We start from the raw sequence: 22,564 nt of genomic DNA, 5'->3' as shown, positions 1-22,564 counted from the left end.
AAACCGGGTTTTCGAATCTCTTAAGTAAGTGCGATCGCACTGTAACCATTTATGACTAGCCTGAACTACACCAACCAGAACTTGCAAAATTGCTCTTTCAAAGGGCAAGACTTGGCTGGCGCAGATTTTAGTGGCTCAGACTTGCGGGGGTGCGATTTTACAAAAGCAACTTTAATTGGAGCAAACTTTCAAAATATTACAACCGGACAGAGCTACCGCCAAGTGAGTCTTTTGGTTGCTGCTATCGTAGTTTTTCCACTGGTTTTATTTGGCTTCAGCATGATTGCAAATCAAGTGTTAATTATCTTCTTTAGCGATCGCACCTCAGATTTTCCATCAGGTACACTTTTATAGAGACTTTATCCGTTCTATTCCACCCCATATTTCAAAAAGCCGTTTAGTTTCAGCTTCTATTTCTGAAGTTATTCTTGGCTGTCCATTCCCAGAACCTGGAAAAACAATATAAACAATGCCCTTGGGAATCCCTTGTCTGACTCTTGAGCGCACTAATGGATCGTTTCCAAGAGTCTGAGACAAGGCTATTGAACCCTCTCCTATCTGGTTCTTAGGCCCAATATCAGCATAAATTGCAAAAGCAAGTTTTTCGTTATTAGTGTTGTAAACAACTGCGAAATCCCCTAGTTTAATGCCTGTAAGCTTTTTAAAATCACTATTTCCCGGAAGAACAATATATGGGATCTTGGTTGAATCAACATATCTGCGTGGATCTTGTTTAACAAATCCAGAATCGGATAATGCAGTTGTAGAAATATAGTATCCAGGATATGGATCTGTAGTGCCTTGAATAAATGGATTACCATCTTTATTGACAACTATTGCCCACCAGTTACCTGGATTACCAGCATTTGCCAAAAAATCAATTCCTGTATCTGCTGGGTGATAAGCATTAGGCGCACCATCAGCATTAATGCTCATACCTGCTTCATAAAAAATGGTGGATTCTCCATCTGCCTGTTGAATAGGAACTCCACCAATTTTAATAATAGTATTAATAGAAAAGCTTGTGATTGGACTAAGAAATTTTTGAGATACAAAACCTTCTAAAATTTTGCCTTCAAGAATAGTTGCAACCTTTAACCACTTGTTATCATCCAAATTTTCGATTTTAGATACAATTTTTGATTTTGGAAGAACCCCAATTAGATTGGTATCGCCAACAATCGGTGCTGAACGTATATTTAAACTATCTGATGTTACTTTAAATTGTTGCATAAATTACTCCAAATTTAAAAATTGAACTTAGGAAACTACATTTTAAAAAGCAAGTTTAGTAATGTCTACGATAGGTGTACTTAGGTTATGGCGATTTCTATTTGAATGAGGATGAGGTACAGGGGTTGTAGAGTGATATCAATCAGATCATAAAAACCAAGGCGATCGCATGGATTGATACGTTACATAATATTACATATAAAAAAATCCCCCAACTCCTTCTTTCTAAAGGGCGAGGGGGATTTAGGTTTTAAGTTTTTAGTGTGTAATACCAATTTTTTATGAAGCTGCATATAATTCGATCCCCCCTAGCCCCCTTAATAAGGGGGGAACCGGAAAAACATCTCTCAAAGTCCCCCTTTTTAAGGGGGATTTAGGGGGATCAAGATATATGCAACTTCACATTAAATTGGTATAAGTCTTAATAGAGTTAAGCGATCGCATTCACAATTACGCTAAATGCACTGAACCTGTATATCCTTTGAGAACTCCCAAAGAACTACCAGATGAATTAATCAGTGTGTCATGTCCTATCTGGGTAAAGCTAGCGTTTAACCCGGTGACATCTAAGCGATCGTTGCAATCAAAGCCATAGATAGTTGCAAAGCCGCTACTTCCCAGAATTACTGTATCTCTTCCTTGACCCAAGTAGACTTTATCATTTCCCCCACCTATTACCTCAACAGATGAACCAAACAGGTTTGTATCCTTACTTAAAGGGTCAGGCAGAGAAACCGTTCCTCCTCGCAGATTTACTAAATCATTTCCATTTCCTACAAGGATAGTATCATCACCTGAACCAGCAAAAATTAAATCATCGCCTGAGCCAAACTTAATAGTGCTGTTCGTATCAATTGTAATAACTGTGTCATTGCCATCACCTGTAAAAATCTTTGTATCACTTGAGCCAGGGATTCCATAAGCAAGAATAAAATCCTCGCCACAGCCGGTTTTAACTGTGGTTTCGCCATAGGGAGCAACAGCAATCTGATTGTCACCATCTCCAGCATTTATAGTTTGTTTATACAATGGCAAACCAGTGGCGAAAAAAATATAAGTTGCTATTGAAAGTTCACTGGTTATAACATCATTTCCTGAGCCTGTTTTAATGTTGGCATCTCCGGCTCCCAAAAGAATTAAGTTATTACCTTTTCCTGCATCAATGGTTCGGTTAGCAAATCCACCTAAATAGAAAATATCGTCACCTGCTCCGGCTGAGGCAATCACTTTTGGAGTTGTCCCTAAGCCAATAATATTACTACCATCAGCATCGAATAAATAGTTTCCACCGTAATCGTCTAAAAAGTTATTTCCACTGCCTAAATTAATTTTGTAATTACCAGATCCCAAACTGACATAATCATCTCCTGCTCCAGTATCAACGATCGCACTAATTCCATCAGGATTAGAGGACAGAGAACTAGTTTGCAATACCTCCCCATTAAAAGTAGTAGATAGATAGATTAAGTCTATTTCTCTTGCTAGTAAAACAACATCATTGCCATCTCGTGTATTTACAACATTGTTGTTGCCTTCTACAATAAACCAGTCTGGATTAGCAGTACCAGAAACTTTTTTATTACTCTCTTCAATGACTTGCTCTGTGTAGGTAATGCCGCGAAAAACTTGCGTTGTCATAAAAATTTTCTTTATAGCTCAATACAGTTCAGTGAAACCAGAAAGTTACGTATCTGAGCTATTTTTCTAGATAAATCAATAGAATCCGGTTAATTTCAAAATTCTTTTATAATTTGGTTTAAATAAATAAAAAAGCCTATAAAAAACAAGCAATGTATAGGTACTATGCTTGTAACTGCGATCGCCAATCAAGTTTGAAATTGATCCAGGACAATATTTAGCCGTTAGATTGGGCTGGTGGTGAGGTTCAGCTTTTGTGAGAACTTTGGAATATTTGATATTATGGTGGGTTGCGCTTTGTGACAATATACCCTGTAGCTACTTATGACTAGACTAAAAAACTAAATAAAGGTGAGTATGTGGACATATTGGGAACTATAGAAGCAAATCAAATTAGCATAACTTTCAGCTTCCAACAATGAAGATTCCCTATCCCCGCAAAGGTAAAGCGTTCCCCTTACAGATTGTTCTTGTTGTTCCCTTCCTGATCCAAATTTTTGCAGCGGTTAGTTTAGTGGGTTATTTGTCGTTTAAAAATGGACAAAGGGCAGTTAACGACCTAGCAGAACAGTTGATAGATCGCACAAGTGAGGTAGTGGATGAACATTTGAAGTCTTATCTTGCCATTCCACAAACCCTTAATCAGATCAATGCAGATGCGATCCGCAGGGGAATATTAGATGTACGCGATCGCCAAACCGTTGGTAAGTATTTCTGGGATCAGATGCACGCCTCTGACCTGACTTATATTGGTATCGGGCTAACGACAGGTGAGGGTCTTGGAGCCGCTCGTTATGACGGTAAGACCATCACCATTGATGATTGGACTGCCAAGCCTCCCAATAATACTTCCACTTATGCCACAGATAATCAAGGTAATCGAACTCAAATTAATGCTCGGTGGGATTGGAACAACTTCAAGGAATCTTGGTATACTCAACCCATCGCTGCTGGTAAACCTATTTGGGCAAAGATTGTAACTGGAAATTATCCTACTGGCCCTTACATAGCTGCTTCTGCCAGTCGTCCCATTTATGATTCGCAAAATCGCTTACTAGGCATGATTGCCTGCGATATCCATCTGTCAAAACTCAGCGATTTTTTACGCAGTTTGGATATTAGTAAGTCTGGGCAGGTATTCCTTTTAGAACGGGATGGCACATTAATTGCCAGTTCTGGTACAGAAAAGCCTTTTGTCCTCGTCAATCAAGATATCCGGCGATTACGAGCGATCGACAGTTCTGACCCAGTAATACAGAACATTGCCAAACGCCTCCAAACCTCTGGGTTTGAATCTATCACCCAAGACACAGATTTTCAACTTGAGGTACAAGGAAAACGGCATTTTGTCGATGTTGCACCTTGGCGTGACAAGTACGGCTTGGATTGGCTGATGGTAGTGAGTGTGCCAGAAAACGCATTTATGGCGCAAATTAACGCCAATACGGGCATCACGATCGCACTTTGTTTTGGTGCATTAGTCGTTGCCTCTGTGATGGGCGTATTTACCTCCCATTGGATTGTACGCCCGATTCTGCGCCTAAATTGGGCAAGTAAGGCAATGGCATCTGGCAATTTAGCTCAGACAGTAGAAACTGGCGTTATTCAAGAGCTTAATACCCTGTCTAACTCTTTCAACTACATGGCAGAGCAACTACATGAATCGTTTACCGCTTTAGAGAAAAGTAAAGAAAAACTAGAAGATCGGGTAGAAGAACGTACTACTGAACTCAAAAATACATTAGAGGAATTGCAGCGCACTCAATCTCAAGTTATTCAAAGTGAAAAAATGTCTAGTCTGGGACAACTAGTTGCTGGAGTCGCACACGAAATTAATAATCCAGTCAACTTTATTCATGGCAACCTCGTCTATGTGCAGGAATATACCCAGGATTTATTAGCGTTTGTGCAATTGTATCAGCAGCACGATCCCAACCCTGCGGCTGAAATTCAAACCGTTGCCGAAGACATCGAACTAGAGTTTTTGCAGGAAGATTTACCAAAAATGTTGTCTTCCATGAAAGTAGGCACCGATCGCATTCGCCAAATTGTACTGTCGTTGCGAAATTTCTCCCGCATTGATGAAGCGGAATTCAAAAGTGTTGATATTCATGAAGGCATCGACAGTACTTTGATGATTTTGCAGCACCGCCTCAAAGCTAAACCAGAACAACCTGAAATTGAGGTGATTAAAGACTACGGCACTATACCTCTAGTAGAATGCTATGCCGGACAACTCAACCAGGTGTTTATGAATATTTTAGTAAATGCGGTTGATGCGTTAGAAGAAAATAATATTAAGCGTACATATCAGGAGATTGAGGAAAATCCTAGTCGAATTAAGATTCGCACATCTGTAATTAATTCAACGTGGTTAGAAATAGCGATCGCTGATAACGGAATCGGTATATCTAAAGAATTTCAGCAACGAATATTCGATCCTTTTTTTACTACCAAACCCATTGGTAAAGGAACCGGAATGGGTATGTCCATCAGCTACCAAATCATCACAGAAAAACATGGCGGCAAACTGGAGTGCTTCTCAAATTCTGGTGAAGGAACCGAGTTTATCATTCAGATTCCTCTCCAGCTAAACGTTAATGAAGTGGTTTAGCACTAATTTGGAATTACCAATTCATCTAGTCACTATTACGGTACTCAAGCTTTACAAACCCACATTATTATACGTTAAATAGGCAGTTAAAACCAGTAATTCTATTTGTTAAGGAACCTATGCAGATAAATCAAGTAATTGAAACCTACGATCGCGGGGCGGTAGATTATGACGCAATTATGAAGCGTTATTGGCACATTGAACGTGAACCCTTAATTGCTTCTTTGCAGCTTCAGCCAGGACAAACCGTGCTGGATGCTGCGGTAGGAACAGGTCTTAATCTTTCAGCTTACCCAGAAGGGGTAAATGTTGTGGGTGTTGATCTCTCTGAGAAGATGATGGATGAAGCACGTAAAAAACGCGTATCCGCAGATATCACCTTCAAGGTATCGGATCTCTGCAACCTTGATTTTCCTGATAATAGCTTTGATGCAGCAGCATCGGGATTTACCTTCTGTGTCGTTAACGATCCAGTTCTTGCTCTTCAAGAAATCTTACGAGTTACCAAGCCTGGGGCATTTATTGCCATTCTCGATTACTGCAAATCCCAAGATCCAGAGATTCAGAAATGGCAAGAGTTAATAGCTGATGGTGCTTCACAAGTAGGCTTCCCGACTGGCAAAATTAAGTGGGATGCGTTGATGGATTATGACAAATTGATTTATAACAGCAAGCTTCCCGTTGAAGTGCTTGTAGACGATCGCATCGAAAATCCCAACCCATTTTTATGTGGTTGTCAATTACTGCTTAAAAACTTAAAAAGTTAAGGACAACACTATTGCAGTTTTGTAATTTTGTTTTGTAGTAAACCTTAAACTGTAGTGACATGGCAAGCTTAAAATAGTGCATTAGACGTAGATGTAGGTTGGGTGGAGCGGAGCGCAACCCAACATCCTGATATATGTTGGGTTACACAAAGCCTCCAACGCCACTTGCTACAACGCGGGAAACCCGCACAACGCAGTAGCTCCCCAACCTACAATTTTTTTGCAACATTTTAGCCTTGCCACGCCACTACCTAATATTTACTTTATCAATAGACGGTTTTACAAGTGATTTTGAAACAGTTCTAGAACATGTTGCCAAGCATCAGGAGCAGCTTCAGGATTGTAACTTGGGTGTTGTTCCATAAATGGGTACTTGTCTTTGAAGAATCCGGCAAAGAATCCATGTCCGGCATCGTATCGAAATACACGATGATTGATTTGATGTTTCTTTAATTCTGCCTCAATTTGCTCGTTTTCTTCCTGGGAAATTAATGTATCTCTTGTACCAAAAAAGGCATAAATAGTACCTTGAATTTCCGATGTGCGATTAATAGTTGGAGTGTCTTCGCCATAACTAGAAGTGGTAATTCCGCCACCGTAAAACGAAGCTGTTGCTTTGATATCAGGGAAAGTCGCAGCAATGTAAGCAACATGACCGCCAAAACAAAAACCAATAACACCAATTGCATCATCTTTGACATTGGGTAAAGTTTTAAGGTAGGTGATCGCAGCTTGAATATCACTTAAGATATCTTGATACTTTACTTGTTGATAGTATTCCAACCCCAGCCTATAGCTTTCTGGACTAAACCCAACATCTTCAGCGCTAAAATCAGCTTCAAAACCGGGAGCAATACGTTGATACATCGCAGGGGCTATTGCTACATAACCTTGTTTAGCGATTAATTCGGTGATATCTCGAATATTACTATTGATTCCAAAAATTTCTGGAAAAACTATAACTGCGCCAAAGGTTCCCTTTTGTGCTGGTTGAGCTAAGTAAGCATCGATTTCTAAGTCATCGTTGGGTACTTTGACTTTTGCAGTGTTAATTTCGATGTTTGTTGTTTCTACCATATTTGTTTCGGCTGCTTTTATACCAACTCATTTATTCTGACTGTTTTTCGACACCGATGGGCGATGTCTACAAGGATTGCTCTACTTAATAAGCATCGGGTTAAATTAAATATGCGTTATCCAGAACCCTTGTAGAGACATAACAGTGCTATGTATCTAAATGCAGATTAGAAAAATTTCTAACTTTTGAATAGATGTCATCTCAAACTTCTGGAAGATTACAAGAGTTTTTGATTTGTGCGACCTTACATAAAGTAAGCATAAAGACTCAAAATTAATAACCAGAAGAAAAAACAATGCCAGATCAAAGTTTTAGAACAAATATTCCAGAAGTTGACCCAACAGAGATTGAAGATACTCGAACTGCGATCGCTGATGAACATCACTCCTTTCTTGAGAAAGTCATGGTTCGAAGCGGATTTGCGGATTTGTATGACGCAAGAGACTTTACCGAAGTTGTGTATCGCGTCATGCGTGACTTAATGACCACAGACACAATCGATCGCGTTGAGTCAGAACTGCATACAGAAGCTATACCTACAGATGAAAAAGCACTCCAGTTTGAAGTGGCTGAACTCTGGAAAGACACCAATCCGGTTGTGAGATTTTTAAGTCGCATCCGTCAACCTTTAAGAGGCCCGGCTCCTATTGGAATTGATTCCAAGCTCTTTCTAACGCGGGTTGCGAATGAAGGAGGGGTTCCAGGATCAGTCGAGGCAGAACAGGCAGTTAAAGCGGTATTTTCTGCTACCAAAGACGAACTTTCCCCAGAGCGGATTCAGGAAATTGCTGGCGCACTCCCTGATTATGTACGTCAGCTTTGGGATCAAGCTTAATTAGAAGTATAAAAAAGTTAAGTCTGTTTGTGGGTAGCGATCGCAAACAGGCTTTTTAAATAGGTTTAGCCTACAGCAAACTCTGTATACTGCCTTACATGAGGTGCATGATATGCTATCACAATATCTTGCTTAGGCACTCCCTCGCTCACAAGTTGATCTGCGATCGCCTCCGGGGGCTATGCGAACGCTTATGACCTATGATTTCTACCAATTATGCCTTATAGTCAGTTTACAACTATCAGTAAAGTTAAAGAAGCTTTCGGGTTAAAAACGCAAGAAGGTGGGCGTTTTATTCCTGCCATTGAACCAATTGAAGTATCTGCTACACTGACGGCATATCTTGAAGAAAGTCTGCCAATTACTTCTTCAGCAAGTGAAAAAGCACGTTCAGAAGGAATTATTTACCCAGTATTATTAGAAGTTAGACGAATATTAAATCGCCAAATTAGCTTATTCTCTGGAGAAGATTTTACAGTTGATGAGGCAGTTGGACTTAATGGAATGTGTGATTTTCTTTTAAGTCGTTCGCCGGAAGTGCTAGAAATTGAAGCACCTGCAATTGTAATTTTGGAAGCAAAAAAAGCTGATTTAAGAACAGGGTTTGGACAATGTATTGCAGAAATGGTTGCCGCACAAAGATTCAATGCCGCCAAAAATCGTCCAGTTGCCGTAATCTATGGTTCTATTAGCAGTGGTACACAATGGCGATTCTTAAAGCTAGAGGATAATCTTGTCACTATCGACTTAACAGATTATCCCCTTCCGCCTGTAGAACAAATTCTCGGATTTTTAGTTTGGATGGTTCAAAATAGTTGATAGATGCGTTGGCATCGTATTGCAGCATGATATCACCTTACAAGCAAATCTGTGACAAAATAATATTGTTGTTTGATAGCCAATGCGATGCCTACCGGCGGGCTACGCCAACGCTTACGACCTATGATTTCTGCCATCTCGCGCCGCTACAGCTTGGATGAATATCGCGCGATCGCCTGCTGATATGATGAAGGTGCATTGGAATTTGCGATAACGCACTCTATTAAGGATGTGATCGCACTACCCGAATCCTTTTGTTTTTTTCGGTTGTGCTAAAAAGGTTGAGTGATCGCAGTACATGATATATCTGCCTTCACCAGGAACCTCTGGGTAGTTAAGACGTGGTATCTGTCGCAAGTCAATCATTATTTCGCAGGTTTCATCTAAGTCTTTAACTTGACTTTGGGGGATCTTTGGTAAATTTATTGGAAACGAAGTTGGCTGGTTCCAAACCACCCAAAAAGCCAGGGGAAAAAACTTGAGCAAGCAGCTACCAGAAATGAATCCCTCTCCGAGAGATGATCCAATTGCAAGTGAATTAATAACTATTTGTTTATTTGATGGATAAATCCAATAGTAGATATCAAGATTATCTGGTATGTTGCTAGACTGATCCAAAAAATAGTTTCTCAAAGCATCTGGAAAAGGTGCAGATATAGGAGGCTTTCCTATAATTGGCAACTTTCCAGCTAAGATATGACCAATGAGAGATCTAATTAATTTTTGAGGTTTTACACTTAAATTTATTTTTTCTGGCAAAGATAGCCCCAGTTCTTGCTGAATCCTCACCATTCCAGCCACCTTTTTAGATAGCTCAATCAATTCTGGATCATATTGTGCGCCAAGCAAGTTATTGTTACAGTCACCGCAAATAGAGAGTATATTTAGCCCACTTTGAGAATCGGTTGAATTTTTACTTGATTCCGAAATGTGTTGTGTTAAAGTTCTTAACTCGACAAGTGTTGGTTTGACACAGCCTTGTGGAGGAATATGATCTCGTGTCAGTTGAGAATATTTACCACAAATATTACAGTACCCTTTCTTGTCACCCTTAAATTTTATTTTGTGAGTATTCATGATTTTGTTCAGCAAAAGATTTACTCGTTAGATTAGGGTGGTGATGGTCAGGTTCAGCTTTGATCGGATATTTGGGATATTTGAGATCATGCTGCGTTGCACTTTGCGACAATGCACCCTACATTGAGGATGCTCTTATTATTGAATTGCATTGTTATGTGGGTAATCCAAGTGTTGTACACACCCTTCTATAAGGTACTCCCAGATCAGACCAGATTCGTACTGCTTACGCTGAAACCCTATGGTCGGTAACTCCAGAACAATATTCCCAAATCCCGACCAATATCCTCTCCATAAACTGTCTATGTCTTGAAGTACTGATACACGATACGCATGGCGCAACAATGAAACATGCTCCATGTTTACGCGTACAACTCTATTTAGAGGGTTGTCAATCAGCCGAAACCGCTTCACAGAATCGAGAGGCCAGCCGTATTTAGTATTTACTGCTTGGCAAGACTCAATGTTCCCAAACGCGTAGATTGCAGAAAAACGTGAGGGGAAGAACTGGTAGTAGTGCTTCCGAAATATTTCAGCATCGTACTCAACGCGATAGTCATTGATCGCAGTCAGAAAGTAAGGGGAGAGAGCCATGCTATCCATCTCGCAAGGCTCATACGGAAGGTAGTTAGCACTACCTTTTTGGTACTTAGAAAAAAACTCTGGGTTAATATCCAGGCTTCCAAAAGCTCCCGATGAGAAGACACCTGTGAAATTGAAATTGTGATATGTTAACGGATTTAATTCATTGACGAAGATATAAAACTCGTTCGGCACATTTTCGTCAGCGTTCATGAGTTTGGTCATACACTGATACATCTGAATATATGGAAATTTATTATACACAAAATTACCATATAATTACTTGCTAGAATTTGCTATGGTAAGTTAAAAGTACAAGTAGAGTGTATTGTTGGGTAGCGCGACGCACTAAATCAATTTTCTTGGCAAATTCAACTACGTTTATAAACTAACTCCATTTTCAACTTCTCAATTTCAAGCCTCAACTTTTCATTCTCCATCCTCAACTTAGCATTCTCCTCTCTAACCAACTCAACTTCATTCCTCTTACTCAACGCCTGATTAATTGCCAGCTTCCGCATATCTAGCGAAAACCAACGCTGATAAGTTTGGGTGTGAACCTGCACACTATGACCCAAATTATCTGCCGCCGCTTTAATTGGTATCCCCAAAATATGCGCCCGAATTGCCCAGGCATGGCGTAAATCATAAGGCTTAAAATCTAATCCTATTTTGCGGAACCACCAACTAACTCGCTGTGTTAACGCCGTTATATCTGCATGATTGGTGTTATCTTTTTTAGCGATCGCACTTCTCAACATCTCTAAATATTGAGGATTTCTCAGATCAAAATCCTCAATCCATTGCCTATATAATGGTAATGCTTCTCTCTCACCAGTTTTACAATCTTTATCAACTTTCCATGTCAAATCTGTATTTTCTTTACTCAACCACCAATCAATATCAGGATTAATAAAAAGTTCCCTTGGACGTAAACCAAAAACTGCTAACATTCCATAAGCCCACCGCCAAAGTTGCCAGCTATCTTGAACGTTTTGATTAACTTGATTACCTCTACTATTAAGATAATCTTCAAACTTGAGAATTCCCTCAGCTATTTCCGCATCTGTAGGTATATTTCGGGAATTATTCTCAGGCATCTTGGAATATTTCGATAAATCAATTTCGATATTGAATGTCACACAAAATGCTGCGATCGCTCTAGCTGCATTATATTTAGCCCATTCTTTATCGATTTGTTCAATTGAACTTATCAGATTTTCAGCAGTTGCCAAATCTTGGGGATTAGTAAATCTCTTTGTGCGGGAAAAGTAATAAAAAAAAGTATGTTCGCTTTTCGTTGTGCGTTTATGAGTTTTAAAATACTCATTCTCAAATTGTTCGAGTAATTCTCCTATAGTTTTAAATTCTTTTTTAATTGCCTCATTTCCTAAATATTTATCATTCCATTCAAACGTTTTACGCGCGATTAATTTTCCTAATTCATAGGCTTCTTCCTCAGCCGTCTTGAGTCCATCCAAGTTAGCGGGAATATTCAAGCTGAGATTGTATTGCTTTCTCCCAGTACTGTTGCTGTCTTTGTCTCCCGGTTTAATTGGCAACGTCGCTCGTAATTGCAGACTTCCATTCGATTCTCTAATTGTCACCTTTGCCTTTGCAGACTTCAAACGCAGATTAACTTTCTCTAATTCCAATAGTACTTTCGTTCTCATCGTGCGCTCTTTGTTGCTGTGATTGCAGAGATAAACATAAACACCGGGCAGTGTTGCATATTTGCGGGATAATTTCGCTGGTTTTGTGGGATGGGCATCTTGCCCGTCCCTTGTATTTCCAGGCGGGCAGGATGCCCACCCTACAAGAATCATCCCTTTATTCAGCAACGCCCCGGCTCAGGACAACATTTAGATGATGCGTAAGTCCTGAACCTGATTATGCTGTGTTTTTAGCCTATATTTAGGCTAAAAATAAATGTGTTCCCAGAAAACAATGTTTAGCAGAGACATTGCTTACTGCAAACATTAGACAGTTGAAAAAAATTAAACCACCAAAAGGATTACTCCGGCCCTTATCACGGTTATGACGGCTTCGCTATCTTCGCTCGTGATATGGACTTGGCACTCAACAGCCCAACTTGGTCATTAATTGGCGCTCCTTGGAATGAAAAAGCTCAGGCTAAGAAGGCTGAAGCTAAAGCTAAGGCTGCCGTCTAGAGAAATGGGAGAGAGCGATAAGTAAGGATAACCTGGGGCTAAAACCCCAGGGGGGAGTTGGGAATCCAAAATTCAAAACTGAAAAATTAAAAATTTCTTTTGATTTTTGCTTTTTGAATTTTGAATCATATTCCCATCTCCCAGCCCCGCCTCAAATCCTTATTTCTCAATCAGTAAAAGAATTCAGTAAGCTTGGAGTCCAGAAGAAATGCCTCAGAATCCAGAAAAAATTCAAGATCACGTCGAGTTATTCCACCAACCTGAGTACCAACAGCTATTTGAAAACAAAAAGCAGTTTGAAAACGGTCACGACCCCGAAGAAGTAACACGGGTTGCAGAGTGGACAAAGGGTTGGGATTATCGTGAAAAGAACTTCGCTCGTGAAGCTTTAACCGTTAACCCTGCTAAAGGCTGCCAACCACTAGGAGCAATCTTTGCTGCTGTTGGTTTTGAAGGTACTCTACCTTTCGTTCAAGGTTCTCAAGGTTGCGTTGCTTACTTCCGCACCCACTTAACCCGTCACTACAAAGAGCCATTCTCTGGTGTATCTTCTTCAATGACTGAAGATGCAGCCGTGTTTGGTGGTCTGCAAAACATGATTGACGGCTTGGCGAACTCTTACACTCTCTACAAGCCTAAGATGATCGCTGTCTGCACCACCTGTATGGCAGAAGTAATTGGTGATGACTTACAAGCTTTCATCAACAACGCTAAGAGTGCTGGTTCAGTTCCTCAAGATTTCCCAGTACCTTACGCTCACACCCCTAGCTTTGTCGGTTCCCACATCACTGGTTACGACAACATGATGAAGGGAATTCTTTCTAACTTGACCGCAGGTCATAAGAAAGAAACCAGCAATGGTAAAATCAACTTCATCCCAGGTTTTGACACCTATGTAGGCAACAACCGCGAAATCAAGCGGATTGCTTCTTTGTTCGGCTTTGACTACACAATTCTAGCCGACAACAGCGACTACCTGGATTCACCAAACACAGGTGAATTCGATATGTACCCAGGTGGAACAAAGCTAGAAGATGCAGCAGATTCAATCAATGCGAAAGCTACGATCGCACTGCAAGCACACTCTACACCCAAAACCCGCGAATACATCGAAAAAGAATGGAAGCAACCAACCTCAGTTTCCCGTCCTTGGGGCATTAAGGGTACTGATGAGTTCTTGATGAAACTCAGCGAATTGAGCGGTATCCCCATTCCTCAAGAATTGGAAATCGAACGCGGTCGGGCAGTTGATGCCATGACTGATTCCCACTCATGGATTCACGGCAAGCGCTTCGCTATCTACGGCGAACCAGATTTAGTATACAGCGTAGTTGGCTTTATGCTAGAAATGGGTGCTGAACCTGTGCATATCTTGGTTCACAACAGCAACGAAGTATTTGAAGCAGAAATCAAAGAATTGCTTGCTTCTAGCCCCTTCGGTCAACATGCAACTGTTTGGCCTGGTAAGGACTTGTGGCACATGCGTTCATTGTTGTTCACAGAACCAGTAGACTTCTTAGTTGGTAACACATACGGTAAGTACCTGTGGCGCGACACCAAGATTCCCCTCGTGAGAATCGGCTACCCCATCATGGATCGCCACCACCTACACCGCTATGCCACCATTGGTTATCAAGGTGTGATCAACCTCCTCAACTGGACTGTAAACACCCTGTTTGAAGAAATCGATCGCAACACCAACATTCCTTCTAAGACAGATATTTCCTACGACTTGATTCGTTAGAAATTGCGTAGAAACACAACGTGTTAATTAAAGGGTAAAGAAGGGGAGTAGGGAGTAGGGAATAGGGAATAGGGAATAGGGAATAGGGACTGGGAAAATACCCAATGTCCAATGCCCAATGCCCCATGCCCAATCCCCAATTCCCAATCCCCAACTCCCCTTTTTCTTGATAGCATTTACCCAAGGAATTGATAAATGGAAACCATCAATCACACTCACGAACACACTCACACTCATCCTCATCCTAATTACCATCCACCTAATCAGAAAAAACCAGGATGGTTCCACAATCTTCTTAATCCGTTGCGGCGTGTAGTGGATGGAATTCAGGTTAAAAATAATCGCTTCGCTCATCTAGTTTGCCAAACAATTCCTTGTTGTTGTCCCTTTGAGCGACAAATTAAATTATTTGGTAAGTGTATTGATATCCCACCACTATGTAAACTCAATCCTTTATATGACGAATTTGTAGGATTGCGTTTCCGCGCTCTATCTTACCTCGCTGATGTATGTGGAGAAGATGTCACAAAATACATTTGCTAATTATTGGGCATGGGGCATTGGTCATTAGTCATTAGTTGTTAGTTATTCAAAGGACAAATGACAAATGACAAAGGACAATTAACAATTAAGAGAAGAGAGATGAAAAGCACCCAAGGCAAAATCAACGAGCTGCTGACTGAGACAGGATGCGAGCATAATCAGCACAAACAAGCGGAAAAGAAAAACAAATCATGCGCTCAACAGGCACAACCTGGCGCGGCTCAAGGGGGCTGTGCCTTTGATGGTGCAATGATTGCTTTAGTGCCGATCGCAGATGCAGCGCATCTAGTCCACGGGCCGATCGCCTGTGCTGGTAATTCCTGGGGCAGTCGTGGTAGTCTGTCGTCTGGCCCTCAACTCTACAAAATGGGCTTTACTACTGACTTGGGTGAAAACGATGTCATCTTCGGTGGCGAAAAGAAGCTTTACAAAGCAATTTTGGAACTTCACGAGCGCTACCAACCAGCAGCAGTATTCGTCTACGCCACTTGTGTTACAGCTTTAATTGGTGATGATATTGATGCTGTCTGCAAAGCTGCGGCTGAGAAAATTGGTACTCCTGTTGTTCCCGTCATTGCACCCGGATTCATTGGCAGTAAAAATCTCGGCAACCGTTTTGGTGGTGAATCTTTATTAGAATATGTTGTCGGAACAGCAGAACCGGAACATACAACGCCCTATGATATTAACTTAATCGGTGAATATAACATCGCCGGTGAAATGTGGGGAGTAACACCACTGCTAGAAAAATTAGGCATCCGTATTTTGTCTAAAATTACGGGCGATGCTCGCTACAATGAAATTCGCTATGCCCACCGCGCCAAGCTCAACGTCATGATCTGCTCACGAGCGTTGCTCAATATGGCGAGAAAGATGGAGGAGCGTTACAACATCCCTTACATTGAAGAGTCTTTCTACGGCATCGATGATATGAATCGCTGTCTGCGAAATATCGCCGCTAAATTAGGCGACGCTGATTTACAAGAGCGGACAGAAAAGCTAATTGCAGAAGAAACGGCTGCTTTAGATTTGGCACTTGCTCCTTATCGCGCTCGACTCAAAGGTAAGCGGGTTGTTTTGTATACTGGTGGTGTTAAGAGTTGGTCGATTATTTCGGCTGCTAGAGACTTAGGCATTGAAGTTGTTGCTACCAGTACTCGGAAAAGTACTGAAGAAGATAAAGCCAAAATCAAGAAGTTGATTGGCAACGATGGCATCATGCTGGAGAAAGGCAACGCTCAAGAATTGCTACAACTGGTTAAAGACACTCGCGCAGATATGCTGATTGCTGGTGGACGTAACCAATACACAGCTTTGAAAGCTCGAATTCCTTTCCTTGACATTAACCAAGAACGTCACCATCCTTATGCAGGTTATGTGGGAATGATTGAGATGGCGCGGGAACTGTACGAAGCTCTGTATAGCCCGATTTGGGAACAAATACGCAAACCCGCTCCTTGGGAAGAAGAGGAGGAAGTTTAATGGCGATCGTTACCGCTTCTAACAAAGCACTGACAGTTAATCCCCTCAAGCAAAGTCAAGCTTTGGGCGCAACCTTAGCCTTTTTGGGATTGAAAGGGACAATGCCCTTATTCCACGGTTCTCAAGGTTGTACTGCTTTCGCTAAAGTTGTCCTGGTGCGGCATTTCCGGGAAGCGATTCCCCTTGCTACCACAGCGATGACGGAAGTCACTACTATCTTGGGTGGTGAAGAGAATGTGGAGCAAGCAATTCTGACTCTGGTAGAAAAGGCTAACCCAGAAATTATTGGTTTATGTAGTACTGGGTTAACGGAAACTAGAGGCGATGACATTGAAGGTTTTCTTAAGGAAATCCGCGATCGCCATCCCGAATTGAATGATTTAGCGATCGTTTTTGCACCTACCCCAGATTTTAAAGGTGCGTTGCAAGATGGTTTTGCTGTTGCTGTAGAAAGCATCGTTAAGGAAATTCCTCGCGCGGGTGGACTCAGAACCGAACAAGTCACGATTTTGGCAGGTTCTGCCTTCACGCCTGGGGATGTACAGGAAATCAAAGAGATAATTACGTCCTTTGGACTAGTGCCGATCTTTGTACCTGACCTTGGCGCTTCTCTAGATGGACATTTAGAGGATAGTTACAGTGCGGTTACAGTCAGTGGAACTACCTTAAAACAGCTACGAGAAGTAGGTAGTTCTGCCTTTACCCTGGCATTAGGTGAAAGTATGCGGGGGGCTGCAAAGATTCTCGAAGAACGCTTTGGCACACCTTACGAAGTGTTTGGCGAACTGACGGGATTGGAACCAGTAGATGAATTTATCCAAGCATTGGCGATTCTGAGCGGTAACAGCGTACCTGAAAAATACCGCCGCCAACGTCGTCAGTTGCAAGATGCGATGCTAGACACCCACTTTTACTTCGGTGCAAAACGAGTTTCCTTAGCACTGGAACCAGATTTGTTGTGGTCAACAGTGCATTTCCTGCAATCGATGGGAGCGCAAATTCATGCTGTGGTGACAACCACGCGATCGCACCTCTTAGAAAAACTCCCGGTTAAAAGTATCACTATCGGCGACTTGGAAGACTTTGAGAGTCTAGCGGGTGGTTCTGATTTGCTGATTGGTAACTCGAATGTGGGTGCGATCGCAAAACGGCTCTCGATTCCTCTTTATCGTCTAGGATTGCCCATTTATGACCGCTTAGGTAATGGTCAATTTACTAAAGTTGGCTATCGAGGCACGATGGAGCTTTTATTTGGCATCGGCAACCTGTTTTTAGAAGCAGAAGAAGCGAGAGTTAAGCAGTTCCAAGAGTTCGGAACTGTGAGCGCTGAGTTTTGAATTCACACTTGAAATTCACAACAGTTCAGTTAAGAATTGATCCTCCCTAACCCTCCTTAAAAAGGAAGGAATAGAGCAAGCCTTAAATTAGCCCCCCTTTTTAAGGGGAGCCAGCGCGGTCTTGGGGGTTTCCCCCATGAGCGACTGGCGTGGGTTGGGGGGATCTTCCGAGGCTAAATATTACTAACTGAACCGTATTGCTTCAAAATTCAAAACTTTAGAGAGGAGAATTACAATGAAAATAGCCTTCACGACGAGCGACCGAGTTCATATTAATGCCCACTTCGGATGGGCAAAAATGATTGATGTTTACGAAATTTCCGACGAGGGATATCACTTCGTAGAAACCCTCACCTTTGAAGGCGAACTCAAAGAAGATGGAAATGAAGACAAAATCACCCCAAAGCTTGAGTCAATAGGCGACTGTACGATTATTTACGTAACAGCAATTGGTGGTAGCGCCGCCGCTCGGTTAATCAAGAAAGGTGTCACCCCAGTGAAGGCGCGATCGGAAGAAGAAGAAATTAGTGAAGTGCTAAACAAGCTAGTAAAAACCCTCAAAGGTAATCCTCCACCTTGGTTGCGTAAAGCTTTACAGCCAAAAACCACAAACTTTGCTGATGAAATTGAAGACGAAGCAACAGTATGACCACAAATAATAGTGTTAACGGAACTGCTACAACTGAAGTCTTGAACTCACCTTTCCTTAAGGTATTAATCAAACAAATCCGTGGTCAAGACAGTTATGGAGTTTATCGTACTTGGTCGGATGAGTTAATTCTTAAACCCTTTATTGTCACCAAACAAAAGAAACGGGAAATTTCCGTTGAGGGCGAAGTTGATCCGGTAACTCAAGCACGAATTATGGCATTTTTTCGGGCTGTAGCGGCTGGGATTGAACAAGAAACAGGTTTGATATCTCAGGTTGTAGTTGATTTGAGCCATGAAGGATTTGGCTGGGCGCTAGTTTTTTCTGGTCGTCTCTTGCTAGCTGTGAAAACTTTGCGAGATGCTCAACGCTTTGGCTTTGACTCAATAGAGAAATTAGCAGAAGAGGGAGAAAATTACGTCAAAAAAGGTCTTGATTTGGCGAAACGCTTTCCTGAAGTTGGCAAAATTTAATTAGTCATTGGTCATTGGTCATTTGTACTGAGCGAAGCCGAAGTATTGGTCATTAGTAAAAGACAAATGACTAATGACAACAGACGAGGACAAAGGACAAATGACAAATGACAATTGAGGAACTACAAGGACAAATCAGACGGCTCAACAGCAAAGCAGGTCAAATGAAAATGGATCTGCATGATTTAGCTGAAGGTCTGCCAACAGATTACACACAACTTATGGATGTTGCCGCCGCAACTTATGAAATCTATCGCCAGTTAGATGAACTTAAGCAACATCTGAAACAATTGGAGAATGCCAAATGACTGGAACAATTGATGAATTCAAGAAGCTCGTAGATGCAGAAGAATTTTTTCAATTCTTTAATATGCCCTACGACTTAGAAGTTGTGAATGTGCATCGTCTACATATTCTGAAAAAGTTTTCTCAACATATACAGGAAATTGATGATAATTCTCCTGGCTTGAGTCAAGAAGAGAAATTAAATCAATATTCTTTGGCTTTGCAAAAAGCTTATCAGTTATTTACCGAATCGACAGCTTATGAACAAAAGCTGTTCAAAGTGTTTAACGACAAGCCGAAAAATGTAGTCACACTGACAGAAATCACTTCTGATTAGGAGGTATAAATTGGTTAACCTAACGCCTACCGAATTAGAACGCTATCGTCGCCAAATGATGCTTCCGAACTTTGGCGAAGCAGCACAGAAACGCTTGAAGTCAGCGACAGTTTTGGTTACAGGTGTGGGGGGATTAGGCGGTACGGCGGCGCTTTACTTAGCAGTAGCGGGCGTTGGGCGGCTAATCTTAGTCCGGGGTGGTGACTTGCGGCAAGATGATATGAATCGTCAGGTTCTCATGACTGATGATTGGGTAGGTAAGCCAAGGGTATTTAAAGCTAAAGAAACTTTGGATGCGATTAATCCTGATGTCCAAGTGGAAGCTGTTCATGATTACATCACCCCGGAAAATGTAGATTCGTTAGTGCAGTCGGCTGATATGGCTCTTGATTGCGCCCACAATTTTACAGAGCGCAATTTGTTAAATGAAGCCTGTGTGCGATCGCGCAAGCCAATGGTGGAAGCCGCAATGAATGGGATGGAGGCTTACCTGACAACGATTATTCCTGGTGTGACTCCTTGTTTATCTTGTCTGTTTCCAGAAAAGCCTGAGTGGGATCAGCGCGGCTTTTCAGTTCTAGGCGCTGTTTCTGGAACCCTAGCTTGTCTAACAGCACTGGAAGCGATCAAGCTGATCACCGGGTTTAGTCAGCCTCTATTGTCGCAATTGCTGACAATCGACCTAAATCGGATGGAATTTGCTAAACGCCGTTCTCACCGCGATCGCTCTTGTCCAGTATGCGGCAATAGTGCGCCTTGGAGACACGCGCAATCCAATTCGATGGAACCCACAGTCAATAGTCATTAGTCATTAGTCATTGGTCATTGGTGAATAACAAAGGACAAATGACAACTGACAAATAACAACCCTACACCTGAAATCAGAACAACTAATCGCTACAAATCAGGAGACTTAATGGCCGTTATCTTATCAGAAAAAGCAGAATTCCATCTGCGAGCATTCCTCAAAGGTTCAGCACCCGACGCTGATGGCACAACTAAAGGTGTTCGCATCTCTGTAAAAGATGGTGGTTGCAGTGGTTATGAATATGCAATCGATATCACCAGCAAACCTCAACCAGATGATTTGGTAAGTCACCAAGGCAAAGTGGTAGTTTACGTTGATGCCAAAAGTGCGCCGTTATTAGACGGAGTTATCGTTGACTTCGTTGAGGGAGTGATGGAAAGCGGTTTTAAATTCATCAACCCCAATGCAACTGATACCTGCGGTTGTGGAAAGTCCTTTAAAACAGACGATGGCACACCTACTGGTGTACCTTGCAGCTAACATCATTCCGTTAGCGCTAAGTCAATTGTAGAGGCTTCCCATAGAAGCACTTCGCATTTCAATGCTCTTGAGATAGCTTCTAGTTCGTGTTGCATTCCTTATCCCTATATAGAAGCCAACTAAACTTTGTATCTCCGTAAGAAAGAGGGGAGCAAAAGTAGGATAGGTTGCTCAAAAAATTCGGAAATTAAACCAACTGTATAACGTTTGAGGAGAATCGGAAAATGGCTTCCTATCAAGTTAGATTAATCAACAAAAAAGAAGACCTCGACACCACAATTGAAGTTGAAGAAGACACCACCATCTTAGAAGCAGCAGAAGAAAATGGTATTGAATTGCCCTTCTCATGTCATGCAGGATCTTGCTCTAGCTGTGTAGGTAAGGTTGTTGAAGGTGAAGTTAATCAAGAAGATCAAAACTTTCTGGATGACGATCAGGTTTCTAAAGGATACGCTCTACTTTGTGTAACTTATCCTCGTTCTAATTGCACAATTAAGACTCATCAAGAAGCGTACCTCGTATAAAGTATTACTTTGGTTGCCGTCTTTGGCGACCAAATAAAGCATGAAGGATGAAGGATGAAAATATACTTCCTTCTTCCCTTCAAAATTATTAATTTATAATTGAAATGTTTACCCCCTTTAGTGTAACTGGCTGTTCATTAGAATTATTGAGAACAGGAGAGCGAGGAATCGTCACCTTCTGTAAAACTCAGGATGAAACAATCTTAAACAGACTAATATCAACAGGGATAACACCAGGAAATGCTATCATTTTAGAACAAAAGTTTCCATCATTTATTATTAAAATAGAAAACACATCTTTAGCACTAGATACAGAAATGATCCAAGCTATTTATGTACGCATTATTGATAATTAAACTAATTAAAATATATAATATTCCCTTGAATAGAAATTTTTGGTTTCGTAATTAAGACCATACATAGTAATTACAAATTACGAATTAAATTGACCTCACTCCTGTATTAATTAATTCAAGGAGTGAGGTCATTAAATTGAAAAATATAAATGCAATTCGATATTAGTGATAGAGGCGCTTGCAATAAAAGGCAAATTGCCTATTTTTACTCAACAGCAACTATCACATCTGATGATTTAATCACGGCATAAGCCTCCTTGCCTTCTGCAAGTCCCAGCTTTTCTGCTGATGATTTTGTGATTATTGACACTAACTCTACTCCTGGTGCAATTTCTAAAATTACCTCAGTGTTAACTGTACCAGGCACAACTTTTTTTACAGTACCTTTGAGAGAATTACGAGCGCTAATTTCCATGTTTCGTCTGTGTTTTACTTATCAGGACTTAAATAAGTTAGCAAATTTGGCTTAAAAAAAGAAAATGTTTTAAATTTCTTAATAAGTCTTAGATATATAAAGTAAATCTCAAGATCATAATTCGTTTTTATTAAAAACAGCATTTAATGGAAAAATGGTATCAAATTTTAGCAAGACAATGGGCTTAAGACCGTTGTTAAAGCTAGGAGAACTTGAACTTACGCAAAAGTCTATTTGCTATTAGTCTAGATAATGAAATTAGATTGTAAAAAATACTGTACTTTAATTGTTTTTAAATATTTTTTTTAGATATATCC

25 protein-coding genes and 1 pseudogene are annotated in these 22,564 nt (G+C 41.1%); 18 read left to right on the top strand and 8 right to left on the bottom strand.

What is annotated here, in order from left to right; all coding sequences use genetic code 11:
- Window positions 1-51 precede the first annotated feature (51 nt).
- On the top strand, window positions 52-354 hold the full coding sequence (locus GNF10_RS10570) for a pentapeptide repeat-containing protein (RefSeq protein ID WP_185582301.1): 303 nt from the start codon (window positions 52-54) through the stop codon (window positions 352-354).
- On the opposite strand, the gene GNF10_RS10565 is transcribed toward GNF10_RS10570, so the two are convergent.
- Together GNF10_RS10565 and GNF10_RS10560 are read right to left on the bottom strand one after the other, a co-directional pair.
- Complete coding sequence (locus GNF10_RS10565; protein ID WP_185582300.1) at window positions 349-1,233, bottom strand: glycoside hydrolase family 75 protein; 885 nt, start codon at window positions 1,231-1,233, stop codon at window positions 349-351. The two genes, GNF10_RS10570 and GNF10_RS10565, sit on opposite strands and share 6 nt — an antisense overlap.
- 450 nt (window positions 1,234-1,683) lie before the next feature.
- On the bottom strand, window positions 1,684-2,871 hold the full coding sequence (locus GNF10_RS10560; RefSeq protein WP_185582299.1) for a calcium-binding protein: 1,188 nt from the start codon (window positions 2,869-2,871) through the stop codon (window positions 1,684-1,686).
- A 418-nt stretch (window positions 2,872-3,289) separates the two neighbouring features.
- Here GNF10_RS10560 and GNF10_RS10555 point away from each other — a divergent pair, with 418 nt between their 5' ends.
- Together GNF10_RS10555 and GNF10_RS10550 are read left to right on the top strand one after the other, a co-directional pair.
- Complete coding sequence (locus GNF10_RS10555; RefSeq protein ID WP_185584863.1) at window positions 3,290-5,485, top strand: ATP-binding protein; 2,196 nt, start codon at window positions 3,290-3,292, stop codon at window positions 5,483-5,485.
- Window positions 5,486-5,604: 119 nt separating this feature from the next.
- Window positions 5,605-6,252: a class I SAM-dependent methyltransferase gene (locus tag GNF10_RS10550; RefSeq protein ID WP_185584864.1), complete on the top strand. Its 648-nt coding sequence runs from the start codon at window positions 5,605-5,607 to the stop codon at window positions 6,250-6,252.
- A 279-nt stretch (window positions 6,253-6,531) separates the two neighbouring features.
- Here the strand turns inward: GNF10_RS10550 and GNF10_RS10545 are convergent, their stop codons facing one another.
- A complete protein-coding gene (locus tag GNF10_RS10545; RefSeq protein ID WP_185584865.1) occupies window positions 6,532-7,329 on the bottom strand; it encodes a dienelactone hydrolase family protein in 798 nt (265 codons plus the stop codon).
- 296 nt (window positions 7,330-7,625) lie between these two features.
- Between GNF10_RS10545 and GNF10_RS10540 the strand changes: the two genes are divergently transcribed.
- On the top strand, window positions 7,626-8,165 hold the full coding sequence (locus GNF10_RS10540) for a DUF2267 domain-containing protein (RefSeq protein ID WP_185584866.1): 540 nt from the start codon (window positions 7,626-7,628) through the stop codon (window positions 8,163-8,165).
- 65 nt (window positions 8,166-8,230) lie between these two features.
- On the opposite strand, the pseudogene GNF10_RS10535 reads toward GNF10_RS10540, so the two are convergent.
- Window positions 8,231-8,332: pseudogene (locus tag GNF10_RS10535) on the bottom strand (element excision factor XisI family protein); the annotation flags it as partial.
- Window positions 8,333-8,381: 49 nt separating this feature from the next.
- On the opposite strand from GNF10_RS10535, the gene GNF10_RS10530 reads away from it, so the two are divergent.
- Entirely contained in the window at window positions 8,382-8,984 is a 603-nt protein-coding gene (locus GNF10_RS10530) for a hypothetical protein (protein WP_185584867.1), read from the top strand.
- Between the two features lie 240 nt (window positions 8,985-9,224).
- On the opposite strand, the gene GNF10_RS10525 is transcribed toward GNF10_RS10530, so the two are convergent.
- The 3 genes from GNF10_RS10525 to GNF10_RS10515 form a co-directional block, all read right to left on the bottom strand.
- Window positions 9,225-10,061, bottom strand: coding sequence for a hypothetical protein (locus GNF10_RS10525; RefSeq protein WP_185584868.1), 837 nt, complete (start codon window positions 10,059-10,061; stop codon window positions 9,225-9,227).
- A gap of 138 nt (window positions 10,062-10,199) precedes the next feature.
- On the bottom strand, window positions 10,200-10,856 hold the full coding sequence (locus GNF10_RS10520) for a hypothetical protein (RefSeq protein WP_260446042.1): 657 nt from the start codon (window positions 10,854-10,856) through the stop codon (window positions 10,200-10,202).
- Window positions 10,857-11,014: 158 nt separating this feature from the next.
- Window positions 11,015-12,316 (bottom strand): site-specific integrase, encoded by a 1,302-nt coding sequence (locus GNF10_RS10515; protein WP_185580862.1) that lies wholly within the window; start codon window positions 12,314-12,316, stop codon window positions 11,015-11,017.
- A gap of 393 nt (window positions 12,317-12,709) precedes the next feature.
- Between GNF10_RS10515 and GNF10_RS10510 the strand changes: the two genes are divergently transcribed.
- The 13 genes from GNF10_RS10510 (at window position 12,710) to GNF10_RS10450 (ending at window position 21,832) form a co-directional block, all read left to right on the top strand.
- A complete protein-coding gene (locus GNF10_RS10510) occupies window positions 12,710-12,814 on the top strand; it encodes a nitrogenase molybdenum-iron protein subunit alpha (RefSeq protein ID WP_084227069.1) in 105 nt (34 codons plus the stop codon).
- Between the two features lie 208 nt (window positions 12,815-13,022).
- Entirely contained in the window at window positions 13,023-14,558 is a 1,536-nt protein-coding gene (gene nifK, locus GNF10_RS10505) for a nitrogenase molybdenum-iron protein subunit beta (protein WP_185580863.1), read from the top strand.
- A 195-nt stretch (window positions 14,559-14,753) separates the two neighbouring features.
- Window positions 14,754-15,101: a Mo-dependent nitrogenase C-terminal domain-containing protein gene (locus GNF10_RS10500; protein ID WP_185580864.1), complete on the top strand. Its 348-nt coding sequence runs from the start codon at window positions 14,754-14,756 to the stop codon at window positions 15,099-15,101.
- Between the two features lie 99 nt (window positions 15,102-15,200).
- A complete protein-coding gene (nifE, locus tag GNF10_RS10495; RefSeq protein ID WP_114083659.1) occupies window positions 15,201-16,583 on the top strand; it encodes a nitrogenase iron-molybdenum cofactor biosynthesis protein NifE in 1,383 nt (460 codons plus the stop codon).
- Window positions 16,583-17,920: a nitrogenase iron-molybdenum cofactor biosynthesis protein NifN gene (gene nifN, locus GNF10_RS10490; protein WP_185580865.1), complete on the top strand. Its 1,338-nt coding sequence runs from the start codon at window positions 16,583-16,585 to the stop codon at window positions 17,918-17,920. Before nifE ends, nifN begins: the two co-directional genes overlap by 1 nt.
- Window positions 17,921-18,155: 235 nt before the next feature.
- Window positions 18,156-18,569 (top strand): nitrogen fixation protein NifX, encoded by a 414-nt coding sequence (gene nifX, locus GNF10_RS10485; protein WP_185580866.1) that lies wholly within the window; start codon window positions 18,156-18,158, stop codon window positions 18,567-18,569.
- A complete protein-coding gene (locus tag GNF10_RS10480; RefSeq protein WP_185580867.1) occupies window positions 18,566-19,042 on the top strand; it encodes a NifX-associated nitrogen fixation protein in 477 nt (158 codons plus the stop codon). Before nifX ends, GNF10_RS10480 begins: the two co-directional genes overlap by 4 nt.
- A 107-nt stretch (window positions 19,043-19,149) precedes the next feature.
- Complete coding sequence (locus GNF10_RS10475; protein WP_185580868.1) at window positions 19,150-19,350, top strand: CCE_0567 family metalloprotein; 201 nt, start codon at window positions 19,150-19,152, stop codon at window positions 19,348-19,350.
- Window positions 19,347-19,664 (top strand): nitrogenase-stabilizing/protective protein NifW, encoded by a 318-nt coding sequence (gene nifW, locus GNF10_RS10470; RefSeq protein WP_185580869.1) that lies wholly within the window; start codon window positions 19,347-19,349, stop codon window positions 19,662-19,664. Before GNF10_RS10475 ends, nifW begins: the two co-directional genes overlap by 4 nt.
- A 10-nt stretch (window positions 19,665-19,674) precedes the next feature.
- Window positions 19,675-20,472 carry a HesA/MoeB/ThiF family protein gene (locus GNF10_RS10465; RefSeq protein ID WP_185580870.1) on the top strand — a complete coding sequence of 266 codons (798 nt, stop codon included), beginning with the start codon at window positions 19,675-19,677 and terminating at the stop codon, window positions 20,470-20,472.
- A gap of 108 nt (window positions 20,473-20,580) precedes the next feature.
- Entirely contained in the window at window positions 20,581-20,952 is a 372-nt protein-coding gene (locus GNF10_RS10460) for an iron-sulfur cluster assembly accessory protein (protein ID WP_179071798.1), read from the top strand.
- Between the two features lie 224 nt (window positions 20,953-21,176).
- Window positions 21,177-21,476, top strand: a complete 300-nt coding sequence (locus GNF10_RS10455; protein ID WP_185580871.1) for a 2Fe-2S iron-sulfur cluster-binding protein — start codon at window positions 21,177-21,179, stop codon at window positions 21,474-21,476.
- A 104-nt stretch (window positions 21,477-21,580) separates the two neighbouring features.
- On the top strand, window positions 21,581-21,832 hold the full coding sequence (locus GNF10_RS10450; protein WP_185592748.1) for a FeoA family protein: 252 nt from the start codon (window positions 21,581-21,583) through the stop codon (window positions 21,830-21,832).
- 205 nt (window positions 21,833-22,037) lie between these two features.
- Here GNF10_RS10450 and GNF10_RS10445 read toward each other — a convergent pair whose 3' ends face one another.
- On the bottom strand, window positions 22,038-22,247 hold the full coding sequence (locus GNF10_RS10445; protein ID WP_012407186.1) for a molybdopterin-binding protein: 210 nt from the start codon (window positions 22,245-22,247) through the stop codon (window positions 22,038-22,040).
- Window positions 22,248-22,564 lie beyond the last annotated feature (317 nt).

The sequence above is a fragment of the Nostoc sp. UCD121 genome, assembly GCF_014222285.1.
Taxonomy (GTDB): Bacteria; Cyanobacteriota; Cyanobacteriia; order Cyanobacteriales; family Nostocaceae; genus Nostoc.
Note: the sequence above shows the minus strand (reverse complement) of the source record. Positions and strands in the feature narration are given on the sequence as shown.

Bases quoted from the DNA above. Each gene is read 5' to 3' on its own strand.
- GNF10_RS10570 (WP_185582301.1), top strand. From the start codon at position 52: ATGACTAGCCTGAACTACACCAACCAGAACTTGCAAAATTGCTCTTTC.
- GNF10_RS10565 (WP_185582300.1), bottom strand. From the start codon at position 1,233: ATGCAACAATTTAAAGTAACATCAGATAGTTTAAATATACGTTCAGCA.
- GNF10_RS10560 (WP_185582299.1), bottom strand. From the start codon at position 2,871: ATGACAACGCAAGTTTTTCGCGGCATTACCTACACAGAGCAAGTCATT.
- GNF10_RS10555 (WP_185584863.1), top strand. From the start codon at position 3,290: ATGAAGATTCCCTATCCCCGCAAAGGTAAAGCGTTCCCCTTACAGATT.
- GNF10_RS10550 (WP_185584864.1), top strand. From the start codon at position 5,605: ATGCAGATAAATCAAGTAATTGAAACCTACGATCGCGGGGCGGTAGAT.
- GNF10_RS10545 (WP_185584865.1), bottom strand. From the start codon at position 7,329: ATGGTAGAAACAACAAACATCGAAATTAACACTGCAAAAGTCAAAGTA.
- GNF10_RS10540 (WP_185584866.1), top strand. From the start codon at position 7,626: ATGCCAGATCAAAGTTTTAGAACAAATATTCCAGAAGTTGACCCAACA.
- GNF10_RS10530 (WP_185584867.1), top strand. From the start codon at position 8,382: ATGCCTTATAGTCAGTTTACAACTATCAGTAAAGTTAAAGAAGCTTTC.
- GNF10_RS10525 (WP_185584868.1), bottom strand. From the start codon at position 10,061: ATGAATACTCACAAAATAAAATTTAAGGGTGACAAGAAAGGGTACTGT.
- GNF10_RS10520 (WP_260446042.1), bottom strand. From the start codon at position 10,856: ATGAACGCTGACGAAAATGTGCCGAACGAGTTTTATATCTTCGTCAAT.
- GNF10_RS10515 (WP_185580862.1), bottom strand. From the start codon at position 12,316: ATGAGAACGAAAGTACTATTGGAATTAGAGAAAGTTAATCTGCGTTTG.
- GNF10_RS10510 (WP_084227069.1), top strand. From the start codon at position 12,710: ATGGACTTGGCACTCAACAGCCCAACTTGGTCATTAATTGGCGCTCCT.
- nifK (WP_185580863.1), top strand. From the start codon at position 13,023: ATGCCTCAGAATCCAGAAAAAATTCAAGATCACGTCGAGTTATTCCAC.
- GNF10_RS10500 (WP_185580864.1), top strand. From the start codon at position 14,754: ATGGAAACCATCAATCACACTCACGAACACACTCACACTCATCCTCAT.
- nifE (WP_114083659.1), top strand. From the start codon at position 15,201: ATGAAAAGCACCCAAGGCAAAATCAACGAGCTGCTGACTGAGACAGGA.
- nifN (WP_185580865.1), top strand. From the start codon at position 16,583: ATGGCGATCGTTACCGCTTCTAACAAAGCACTGACAGTTAATCCCCTC.
- nifX (WP_185580866.1), top strand. From the start codon at position 18,156: ATGAAAATAGCCTTCACGACGAGCGACCGAGTTCATATTAATGCCCAC.
- GNF10_RS10480 (WP_185580867.1), top strand. From the start codon at position 18,566: ATGACCACAAATAATAGTGTTAACGGAACTGCTACAACTGAAGTCTTG.
- GNF10_RS10475 (WP_185580868.1), top strand. From the start codon at position 19,150: ATGACAATTGAGGAACTACAAGGACAAATCAGACGGCTCAACAGCAAA.
- nifW (WP_185580869.1), top strand. From the start codon at position 19,347: ATGACTGGAACAATTGATGAATTCAAGAAGCTCGTAGATGCAGAAGAA.
- GNF10_RS10460 (WP_179071798.1), top strand. From the start codon at position 20,581: ATGGCCGTTATCTTATCAGAAAAAGCAGAATTCCATCTGCGAGCATTC.
- GNF10_RS10455 (WP_185580871.1), top strand. From the start codon at position 21,177: ATGGCTTCCTATCAAGTTAGATTAATCAACAAAAAAGAAGACCTCGAC.
- GNF10_RS10450 (WP_185592748.1), top strand. From the start codon at position 21,581: ATGTTTACCCCCTTTAGTGTAACTGGCTGTTCATTAGAATTATTGAGA.
- GNF10_RS10445 (WP_012407186.1), bottom strand. From the start codon at position 22,247: ATGGAAATTAGCGCTCGTAATTCTCTCAAAGGTACTGTAAAAAAAGTT.